The following is a 10,446-nucleotide window of genomic DNA, read 5'->3' on the forward strand; positions in this document are numbered from 1 at the left end:
CAGGTTTTTAGCTGGTGCCAGCTTTCAGTTAAATGGGGTTTACCGCCAGCTTACCTCTCAACTCAAGGGGTAAGTTGTAGTCCGGTTTGTACCTAAAGGTCATCTGCTTAGTTTTAGTTATAATATCGTGTGGCTCAAAATGAATGATATCTCCAGAGCCTACAGGGCTTCCGCTCTTGATACCACCAAGGTGATCACGCATGACTGTCGCCGTACTACCCAAATGAACAGGTACTTTGAACCCGCCTTTGACAGCCAAATAGCTTCGCAATCCATTTATTGGCAGGGCAAAGGAAAGGGTTTGCCCCTGGTTTGCAACAAAACTAGACCAATTATCAATAGGCTGCCCATCTAGCTTCGCATTTAGGTCACCACCTGCTATCGCCATTTCACAATCTGAGTGAATGAGAAACTCTGCTTGCCCGAGCGTAATTTCTAATGATGGACAATTGGTATGGTTGCCAAGCAAATGGTTTGCCCAGCTATAGGCATAATCATCAACCGGGCCACCTTGAGTAATGCCCAAGTGAGCAAGGCCGAAACGTCCAAAGTCTTGAATAAGAGTTTGTTGACCTGGTTTTACAGCCGTAATTGCATGAATATTTGTCACTGCCATCCCCTTACAACACGTCCGCCAAGATGAAGAAATTCGTCGCTAGAAATTGATTTAAAGCGGACTTTTGTCCCTATAGAGAAAGGCAGGATAGTTGACTTATCAGGTGTGTATAAGTCAATAGGACAATTGCCTATGATGTTCCAACCTCCAGGTGAGTCTGATGGGTAAACGGCTGTATTGTTATTAGCTATTCCGACACTACCTTTAGGCAACTTGACTCGAGGCGTTGATTTACGCGGCAAGCGAAGCGATTCAGCTATTGAAGACAAAAATGCAAAACCAGGAGCAAAACCAATGGCGGATACAGTGTATTCCTGCTTGGTATGTAAGCCAATAATATCGTCTAGGCTTAGCCCTCTAGCATAATATTGATTAATCTCTGGCCCTACATCTTGATGGTAGTATACGGGAAGCTCAATGAGTTGAGTGTCAACATCATCTGGTAAGGCTTTAATAGCCTCTGTAACTAATTTTTCTAGATAAGGTATAAATTCAAAAATGGACACCCGATGGGGCAGGTAATCAATCAATATAGAGTCCATGGATGGTGTGACATTCATAATAATTGCACCAAGCTGATTGGCTAGGTATCTACTTATTTCACCAATCAATAGAGAAAGTTTGTGGCTGCACTCGGCTTCAAAACGAATGAGTATTGAGCACTCAGCTACAGGGTCAACGGATGTTTCAATATTCATCTTCGACCTCCTAGAGAGTATCTTTAATTTTATGAATCATTTTAATGGCTTGATCATTATCGCCATGCACACAGATCGTATCGGCCTCAATGGGAATTAGGAATCCATCAACGGTTCTCACTTTTCCGTAGTGAGCAATTTGTTGTACTTGATCAAGAATATCTTCTTCTTGAGATAAAACGGAGCCCGGTATTGACCTAGGAGCGAGTTCGCCGTTGGATAAATAAGCTCTATCTGCAAATGCTTCAAATAGCACTGGTAATTCATACTTATCGGCAATTTCAAGATGTTTTTCATTGTCATTTATGGCCAACATCATAAGAGGGACGTCAAAGCAAGCAACAGCATCAGCGACAGCATCGAAAATAGACAAATCGCTTAACATGTTATTATACAAAGCACCGTGTGGCTTAACGTAGCTAATCTGCGTGTTTTGACTTTCAGTCAGAGCCTTTAAAGCGCCAACTTGGTAGATAACCATGTTGGTGATGGAATCTCTATCCATCTCTATTTTACGTCTACCAAACCCTTGTAAGTCGGGATAGCTTGGATGAGCACCTATTTGAGTGTCATATTTTATTGCAAGTTTTATCGTATGCAGCATAATATCTGGGTCAGATGCATGAAATCCGCAGGCTAGATTTGCCATATCTACCCAAGGCATGACAGCTTCATCATTCCCCATTTTCCACATTCCGAAACTCTCACCCATATCACAATTAAGAGTTATAGTGCGTTTTGTCATCGAGTAGATTCCAATAGTCATGCATATTCAACATGTTATAAAAATAACAGACAATCAGAGATTTTTTCATGATTTTTGTAATCTTGCGGGGCTTTTCGGTGTTTTTTTGGCTTATAGTAAGTTTAGTTTGTGAGAATATGTCGCAGGTAGTGGATAAATAGATGCACTATATTTTGTATCAAACATGTTTTAATATGTGATTGAAAATAATAATAAGGTTATTAGTATGAATGTGTTAGTCACTGGTGGGTTGGGTTACATTGGTAGCCATACTTGTATTCAAATGCTCGAAGCAGGTATGACTCCGGTAATTATGGATAACTTGTATAACAGTAAAAAATCGGTGTTAGAGCGCATTGAGAAAGTTACAGATGTTAAGCCTTTATTTATTGAAGGTGATGTTCGAGATAAAGCGAACCTAGTTAAGGTGCTTAAAGAGCAAAATATTGGATCAGTTATACACTTTGCGGGCCTTAAAGCTGTAGGTGAATCGGTAGAGAAACCGCTCGAATATTATGATAATAATGTCAATGGCACCTTGGTTTTGGTAGAGGCAATGCGCCAAGTAGGGGTTACGTCTTTAGTATTTTCTTCATCGGCAACTGTTTATGGTGATCCTGCGCGTGTACCTATTACGGAAGATTTTCCTACTAGTGCTACAAATCCTTATGGTCGTAGCAAACTTATGGTAGAAGAGTGCTTAACGGACTTTCAGAAAGCGAACCCAGATTGGAGCATCACTTTATTGCGTTATTTCAACCCCGTCGGATCTCATCCGTCTGGTCATCTAGGCGAAGATCCGTCGGGTATCCCAAATAATCTGATGCCATTTGTTTCACAGGTTGCCGTTGGAAGAAGAGAGTATTTATCCGTATTTGGTGATGATTACCCAACTGCTGATGGAACAGGTGTTCGTGATTATATTCATGTGATGGATTTATCGGATGGCCATGTTGCCGCACTGAACAAAGTTGGGGGCAAAAAAGGGCTTCATGTGTTTAATTTAGGTACGGGTAATGGTTACAGTGTTTTAGAAATGGTGGCTGCATTTGAAAAAGCGTCTGGAAAACAGGTGCCATATAAAATAACGCCTAGACGCCCTGGTGATATTGCCGAATGCTGGGCTGATCCGTCAAAAGCTCAGCAAGAATTAGGCTGGAAAGCTGAGCGAACATTAGAACAAATGACGACAGACACATGGAGGTGGCAGTCGAATAACCCAGAAGGTTATCCTGAATAAAAGAATGGCAGATTAATGACGCCTCCTGACGCTAAGCAATTAGTTTAAGGAGGCGTAATTGCAGGTCGTTTAACATTACTGGATTTATTCAACGTTTTTATCCTTGGTTAGAGATAGTAACCAGATGGAGATCCCCGCGACAGCAACGAAACCTGATAATATGATAAAAGGCATCGCTCCGTAACCCAGAATATGCCATATAACAGACTCCAATGTACTCATATTTTGTTCTCCTACTGCCAGCCTTCTACACCGTACATGTCGGGGAGCTTGTGAGCGATGCCTTTATGGCAATCGACACATGTTTTCTCTCCAGAAGCTAAAGCGGTGGAATGTTGCTTAGCACTTCTAGCCCCTTGCTCTGAAAAATCCATATATTCAAATTGATGACAATTTCGACACTCTAGTGAATCGTTGTTTTTGAATCTCGCCCATTCGCGTTCGGCTAAATGAGCTCTACGCTGCTGAAATTTTTCAGGTGTATTGATTGTTCTGAGGACAAAGTGTGCGAAAAGCTCCTTAGATGCTTGGACCTTACGCACTATCTTGTCGGTCCATTCATGAGGTACATGACAGTCTGAGCAAATGGCTCTTACACCTGAACGGTTTGAGTAGTGAATAGTTTCCTGGATTTCTGCAACGATAGGTGCGTGGCAGCTTGAACAAAACTCTTCTGTATTCGTGGCTTCCATTCCTGTGTTAAATGCCCCCCAAAACAAGAGCCCTCCAATGAAACCCATAAATAAAATGACCCCAGCGGCAGCTTTACTAGGGGCTGTTAGTCTAGTCCAAAACGCTTTCAATAATTTCATAATGGCCTCTTATCTACTGGCGTATCGACTACTTGAGTGAGTCAACACTCTTAAATTCATTAGCAACGAGGGGTTCTGCACTAGCCTGAGGGACATGACACTGCAGGCAGAAATAACGCCGGGGAGAAACATCTGCTAATACAGCATCTTCTCGATTTACATAATGAGTTACGCTGATTTTTGTTGCTCCCATCTCTTTGGCATTCTTCCAGCTATGACAAGACAAGCATTTATTTGCATTAAGGGACACCTCGTAGTTGCGAATACTATGCGGGACCAAAGGGGGTTGATAAACATAGCTGCTTTCAAGTACTTGTTCTTTAGGGTACTTTTTAAAGTCGTCAGCCGGGCGCGTGGCTTCTAGTTCACTGGCTCCCCGAAGTGACTCTAGTCCCCCAATTCCGCCGGGATTATTCAACTCGGCTATTGTAATTGTGCTAATTATCAAGGCACTGGCCGATAGTAGTGCAAAGCATATTCTTTTCATCTTACATCCTCCACTTTCGAGCTAAATTCGTCGCTTTAGCCACAGTGTTTACTTGGCAACAGATCTTTCATCACACCACCTTGGTGATCTTAACTGGACACTTCTTAAAATCGGTTTGTTTCGACAAAGGGTCTGTAGCATCAAGGATTAACTTATTGATTAGGATGCGAGCATCAAAAAATGGGACAAATATTAGGCCCTTAGGAGGGCGATTACGCCCCCGAGTTTCAACACGAACACGTACTTCACCACGTTTGTTGGCAATCAATACCTCTTCTCCGCGACGTAAATTTCGTGACTTAGCATCATCAGGGTGTATGTAACAAACGGCATCAGGAACCGCTTTATACAATTCGGGTACACGGCGTGTCATCGTACCTGTATGCCAGTGTTCAAGGACTCGACCTGTACATAGCCATAAGTCATACTCAGAATCTGGTACTTCTGGAGGGGCTTCGTATGGTGCAGAGATAATTAATGCCTTTCCATCAGGTTTACCGTAAAAGTCCCAGCCACTGCCTTTCTTCGCATAAGGGTCAGAGCCCTCTTTGTAGCGCCATAAAGTTTCTTTACCATCGACAACAGGCCAGCGAAGCCCACGCACTTCATGATATTTATCATAAGGAGCCAGATCATGTCCGTGCCCACGACCAAACTGAGCGTATTCTTCAAACAATCCTTTCTGGACGTAGTAACCAAAATGGTGTGCATCGTCATTTAGTTCTCGGGCTTCCTCTATGGGGTATTTGTTGATAACTCCATTTGCAAATAGCATGTCATACATGGTCTTGCCACGATACTGAGGTGCCTTGGCCAATTGTTTTTTAGTCCAGACTTCTTCCATCTTGAAACGTTTGCAAAACTCCATTATTTGCCATAAATCAGATTTAGCATCACCCACGGTGTTAACCTGCTGATACCATGCTTGAGTCCGACGTTCGGCGTTGCCATACGCACCTTCTTTTTCTATCCACATGGCTGTTGGCAAAATCAAGTCGGCAGCTTGCGCTGTAGCGGTAGGGTAAGGGTCAGAGCAAACAATGAAATTTTCTGGGTTGCGATATCCGGGTAGGCGCTCTCCATTTATATTTGGCCCAGCTTGCATATTGTTGTTACACATTATCCAATAAGCATTGAGCTTTCCATCATGGAGCATACGATCTTGCATCACAGCGTGATAGCCGGGTTTAGGTGGAATTACGCCATCTGGAATATTCCAAATTTTCTCTGCTATCTTACGGTGTTTGGGGTTTGCGACAACCATATCTGCAGGGAGGCGGTGCGCGAAGGTGCCGACTTCACGTGCAGTACCACAGGCTGAAGGTTGACCAGTAAGAGAAAACGGGCTGTTACCTGGCGTTGCAATTTTGCCTGTAAGTAGGTGAATATTGTAGATCAGACTGTTCATCCAAACGCCACGAGTATGCTGGTTCATACCCATAGTCCAAAGAGACATTACTTTTGTATCGGGGTCGGCGTACTGTTTTGCCAATTCGATTAATTTGTCTTCCGAGACTCCTGACAGTTTTGCCGCTTTTTCTACGGTATAAGGTGCGACGGACTTCTTATATTGTTCAAAACTGATGGTGGTCATTTTTCCGGAATTAGGGTTTGCCGCCGCTTTTTGTAGCGGGTCACTGTCACGTAAACCGTATCCGATGTCAGTAGCGGTTTGTTTAAAATTGGTGTGCTTTTTAACAAAACTCCAATTGACTGCTTTGTTTTGGATTATGTAATTTGCAATAAAGTTTGCGATTGCAAGATCGGATTGAGGCTGAAAAATATAGCCAGTATCCGCCAATTCGAAAGAGCGGTGATAGTAGGTTGATAATACATTCACCTTTACATCTGGGTGGCTAAGCCGACGGTCCGTAATACGAGTCCATAGCACTGGGTGCATCTCCGCCATGTTTGAACCCCAAAGTACGAACGAATCCGCGTGTTCGAAATCATCATAGCACCCCATAGGTTCGTCAATACCAAAGGTTCGCATAAATCCACCAACGGCAGAGGCCATACAGTGGCGAGCATTTGGATCTATATTATTTGAACGAAATCCTGCTTTCATCATTTTCGCGGCAGCATATCCTTCCATAACCGTCCATTGTCCAGACCCAAACATACCTACTCCCGACGGGCCTTGTTTCTGCAAAGCGTGCTTCCACTTCTCTGCCATAGTATCGAATGCGACGTCCCAAGAAACTGGAGCAAAATCACCATCTTTATGGTATTTACCATCTTTCATGCGCATTAATGGCTGCGTGAGTCTATCTTCTCCGTACATGATCTTTGACAGAAAGTACCCTTTTATGCAATTTAAGCCTTTGTTAACGGGAGCTTCTGGATCGCCCTGAGTAGCTACAACTTTACCGTTTTGTGTTCCGACTAAGACAGAACAGCCGGTACCACAAAATCGGCATGGTGCTTTATCCCAGGTAATCTTGGTTTGGTCTGAGCTAGCAATCAGATTGGTCGCAGATGCTGGTAGAGTAATACCGGCGACTGCGGCGGCTGATGCTGCTGCGTTTGCTTTAACAAACGCACGTCTTGTCATCTTCATACTTAACCCTCAGGTTGGGAGTAGTGTTTTTCGTTGTTGTTATGCTTGAGTTCGTCAATGTTGAATTCAGTTTCGATTTGGTGATAAACAAGTACAGTACTCATTACATTTGTTAGCTGGTTAATGGTATCAATCGTTTCAGTGATCAAACCTTGGCTTTCGGTTTCCAGAACCACCACGATTTTTCCGTCGGCGCTATCACCGTATACTTCGGCATTGTCAAAAGAATTTATCCGTGCTTTTGTTTCGGCTAGTGAGTCCGGATGCACATGTACGATTAAGCTAGAAATGTGAACTTGATTAGTAGACATAATTAACGCTCATTGTTAAAAGCTCTTCACTTCAATCGATGAAGCAGGGCAAACGGACACACAAGCACCGCAAGTGTTGCATGCGGCAGCGTTTAAAGTGGGTTGAGCCACTTTACCTAACGTGGTTTTAAATGTGATGGCCATGGATTCGCAGCTATCGGAGCAGCTTCGACACTCAATATTTTGTTTAGCGAGACATGTTGGATTAACCACGGCTTTTTCTGCCCATGCTTGTTCTGCTGTTGAGCGGAATAGAGGCTCGCTACATACGTCGACGCATTGATGGCAAAATGTACACTCACCCCTAGAAAAATCGACTTTGGGAAAACCACCATCACCTAGGACAATAATTTGGGTTTCACAAGCGTTTAGGCATTTTGAACATCGTGTGCATATATCGGTAAACGATGCGGGCCGAGCAAGCCAAGGGAGATCTAACAGAGCACCCTCAGATTTATCTTGGAAAAAAAAGTGTCGTTTTGAAAGATCGACCACGATACCACCCACCTTCTGATATCAACTAAACTAACGTTAGTTCATAGCAAGAGTTATCAATTTACTATTTAACCTGACTTAAATTGTAGTTTTTGACATATATGTATAAATACCTCTAAGGGGGTAAAAGGCGGTGTGTTTGTTTAAGATCAATAAACCCTCCAACATTTGAAGAGATATTGATACCATCGATTGGTAAGGTTAGGGAATTAAGTGACTGAAATAGCGAGAAAATCGGTAACTAATGTCGTCGCTAAGGCCATGGGATTAATTTTAATATTGTCATTGTCCACTACCAGCTTTGCCATTGTGATGTTAGCCTCGACTCTGAACGATGCTGAAGCTATTAATGTTGCCGGATCAATGCGGATGCAAAGCTATCGTTTATCGCACGATATTCAAATGCCATCCGATCACTTTGAGCGACATATTGTGATTTTCGAACAGTCTTTGTTCTCACCATCTATGAAGTCACTTCGCAGCTGGATATCTCCTAAGGATATAGCTCAAGACTATGAGCATCTGGTTAAGCGTTGGTCTCAACTAAAAATTGTGCTGACCGGCTATAATCGAACACAATATCTATATGAAGTAGAGGGCTTTGTTAAACAAATCGATGCATTTGTGGTTAAGCTTCAGCACTTTTCTGAATGGAAGTTAACAGCGCTCGCATGGGTGGGGAGTCTTGGACTAGGCAGTATTTTGGTTGTTTCAATTCTTTTGATTCATTATGTCCGTAAGCACGTAGTGAAACCTCTAGGTATCTTGGTTAAGGCAAGTGAAGAAGTTCAATCACATTCCTTTAACGTATCTCTTCATGTTGCTAGCGGTAATGAAATTGGGGTATTAACGCATACCTTTAATAACATGTCCGCTGAATTAGGTAAGTTATACCATGGTCTTGAATTGGCGGTTGACGATAAAACGAGTAAGTTGCAAAGGGCTAATAAATCGTTACAAGTTTTGTATTGCTGTTCTCAAGAGCTTGCTGCTTCACGCATTACACACAACAATTTTTCCAATATTTTAAGCCAATTTATAACCATTGAAGGTATAGAGTCGGCTAGGTTGGAAATTGTTGAGCTAGGAGAAAAATCGTTAATAATAGAAGCAGGAATCGATAGTAGCTATTCTGCTCATAGCACGAGTTCCCCCCTTTGTATGGATGAGCAGAAACTTGGTACCCTGTTTTGGAAGGTAACACTACCTTGCCCTGATCCGGATCTGATAAATAGCTTCGTACAACTCCTCTCTCGTGCGATTTACTACAATCAATCACAACGTCAGGCAGAACAACTGCTGTTAATGGAAGAGAGAACTGCTATTGCGCGAGAGCTACATGATTCATTAGCTCAGGCTTTAAGTTATCTAAAGATTCAAGTTTCCATATTAAAAAGACAGATACATCAGTTTCCTAAGTCTGAATTATGTGATGAATCTAAGCTTACACTAGGTGAATTAGATACAGGCTTGTCTTCGGCATATGTACATTTGAGGGAGCTTCTTACTACCTTTAGACTTACTATCAGGGCTAAAAGTTTTGGCTCTGCGCTGCAAGAAGTCGTTCAGCAAATGAGTAAGCAAACGCAGTCGAGGATAGAGCTCAACAATGAACTTTCATCGATTCAACTGGATGCTCACCAACAAGTGCACTTGTTACAGATAATACGAGAGGCGATAACCAATGCAATAAAGCATGCAGAAGCGTCTAAGATAAGCATTCATTGCTACGAAGACTCATCCAATGTGAAAGTCAAAGTAAAAGATAATGGAGTGGGCTTCGATTATTCAACTGATAAGGCGCATCATTATGGGCTTAACATCATTCGAGAGCGCGCTCTATGCTTGCATGGTAGCGTTGATATAAATACGGTAAATGGGGAGGGGTGTGAGGTTCTATTGAGCTACCCTAAGGCGAAGGAGGAAAAAGTTGACGAAATCTAAAGTATTGTTGGTTGATGATCACCCATTAATAAGGAGAGGGATAACACAACTATTACATCTTGAAGATGAGTTTGACGTGGTTGCTGAAGTAGGCAATGGAGTAGATGCTTTATCTGCAAATCATCAGTTCCAGCCGGAGCTAATTCTGCTTGATTTAAACATGAAAGGAATGTCTGGTTTAGAGACTTTAAATGCTCTCAGGGCAGAAAGCTGTGATGCAATCATTGTAGTTATGACAGTATCGGATAGCCCCTTAGATATTGATGCCATAGTGAAAGCGGGAGCAGATGGCTATCTTTTAAAAGATAATGAACCAGAGGAGCTTGTCACTCTTCTTAAACATTCCTTGAAAGGAGATAAAGTATACAGCAGGCAGGTGGCTAGCTACTTGGCCCAAAAGCCGTCAAGCACTAATGTATTTGACGCATTAACAGGTCGTGAAATGCAGATTCTCAAAGAAGTAGCAAAAGGAAATCGCAACAAACGTAAGCTGGCGGTAAACCCCATTTAACTGAAAGCTGGCACCAGCTAAAAACCT

10 protein-coding genes and 2 pseudogenes are annotated in these 10,446 nt (G+C 42.5%); 3 read left to right on the top strand and 9 right to left on the bottom strand.

Annotated elements, in window-relative coordinates; translation table 11 throughout:
• Positions 1 to 55 precede the first annotated feature (55 nt).
• From AAFM34_RS18920 to AAFM34_RS18930, 3 genes and pseudogenes are all read right to left on the bottom strand, one after another.
• A pseudogene (locus AAFM34_RS18920) lies at positions 56 to 616 on the bottom strand (biotin-dependent carboxyltransferase family protein); the annotation flags it as partial.
• On the bottom strand, positions 607 to 1,314 hold the full coding sequence (locus tag AAFM34_RS18925) for a carboxyltransferase domain-containing protein (RefSeq protein ID WP_341665539.1): 708 nt from the start codon (positions 1,312 to 1,314) through the stop codon (positions 607 to 609). The pseudogene AAFM34_RS18920 and the gene AAFM34_RS18925, both read right to left, overlap by 10 nt.
• A gap of 10 nt (positions 1,315 to 1,324) precedes the next feature.
• Entirely contained in the window at positions 1,325 to 2,059 is a 735-nt protein-coding gene (locus tag AAFM34_RS18930) for a 5-oxoprolinase subunit PxpA (protein ID WP_341665541.1), read from the bottom strand.
• A 226-nt stretch (positions 2,060 to 2,285) separates the two neighbouring features.
• Here AAFM34_RS18930 and galE point away from each other — a divergent pair, with 226 nt between their 5' ends.
• Entirely contained in the window at positions 2,286 to 3,299 is a 1,014-nt protein-coding gene (gene galE, locus AAFM34_RS18935; protein WP_341665543.1) for a UDP-glucose 4-epimerase GalE, read from the top strand.
• A gap of 84 nt (positions 3,300 to 3,383) precedes the next feature.
• Here galE and AAFM34_RS18940 read toward each other — a convergent pair whose 3' ends face one another.
• From AAFM34_RS18940 to napF, 6 genes are all read right to left on the bottom strand, one after another.
• Complete coding sequence (locus tag AAFM34_RS18940; RefSeq protein ID WP_341665545.1) at positions 3,384 to 3,521, bottom strand: TIGR02808 family protein; 138 nt, start codon at positions 3,519 to 3,521, stop codon at positions 3,384 to 3,386.
• Positions 3,522 to 3,532: 11 nt separating this feature from the next.
• A complete protein-coding gene (locus tag AAFM34_RS18945) occupies positions 3,533 to 4,111 on the bottom strand; it encodes a NapC/NirT family cytochrome c (RefSeq protein WP_341665547.1) in 579 nt (192 codons plus the stop codon).
• 28 nt (positions 4,112 to 4,139) lie between these two features.
• Positions 4,140 to 4,598 (bottom strand): nitrate reductase cytochrome c-type subunit, encoded by a 459-nt coding sequence (locus tag AAFM34_RS18950; protein WP_341665549.1) that lies wholly within the window; start codon positions 4,596 to 4,598, stop codon positions 4,140 to 4,142.
• Between the two features lie 70 nt (positions 4,599 to 4,668).
• Positions 4,669 to 7,158, bottom strand: coding sequence for a periplasmic nitrate reductase subunit alpha (napA, locus tag AAFM34_RS18955; protein ID WP_341665551.1), 2,490 nt, complete (start codon positions 7,156 to 7,158; stop codon positions 4,669 to 4,671).
• Between the two features lie 2 nt (positions 7,159 to 7,160).
• Positions 7,161 to 7,469 (bottom strand): chaperone NapD, encoded by a 309-nt coding sequence (locus AAFM34_RS18960; RefSeq protein WP_341665553.1) that lies wholly within the window; start codon positions 7,467 to 7,469, stop codon positions 7,161 to 7,163.
• A gap of 15 nt (positions 7,470 to 7,484) precedes the next feature.
• Complete coding sequence (gene napF, locus AAFM34_RS18965; protein ID WP_341665555.1) at positions 7,485 to 7,964, bottom strand: ferredoxin-type protein NapF; 480 nt, start codon at positions 7,962 to 7,964, stop codon at positions 7,485 to 7,487.
• 213 nt (positions 7,965 to 8,177) lie between these two features.
• On the opposite strand from napF, the gene narQ reads away from it, so the two are divergent.
• Together narQ and AAFM34_RS18975 are read left to right on the top strand one after the other, a co-directional pair.
• Complete coding sequence (gene narQ / locus AAFM34_RS18970) at positions 8,178 to 9,908, top strand: nitrate/nitrite two-component system sensor histidine kinase NarQ (protein ID WP_341665557.1); 1,731 nt, start codon at positions 8,178 to 8,180, stop codon at positions 9,906 to 9,908.
• Positions 9,895 to 10,395: pseudogene (locus tag AAFM34_RS18975) on the top strand (response regulator); the annotation flags it as partial. The gene narQ and the pseudogene AAFM34_RS18975, both read left to right, overlap by 14 nt.
• Positions 10,396 to 10,446: the final 51 nt, after the last annotated feature.

Origin of the sequence: Vibrio sp. (genome assembly GCF_038138445.1) — a bacterium.
In the GTDB taxonomy this organism is placed as follows: Bacteria; Pseudomonadota; Gammaproteobacteria; order Enterobacterales; family Vibrionaceae; genus Vibrio.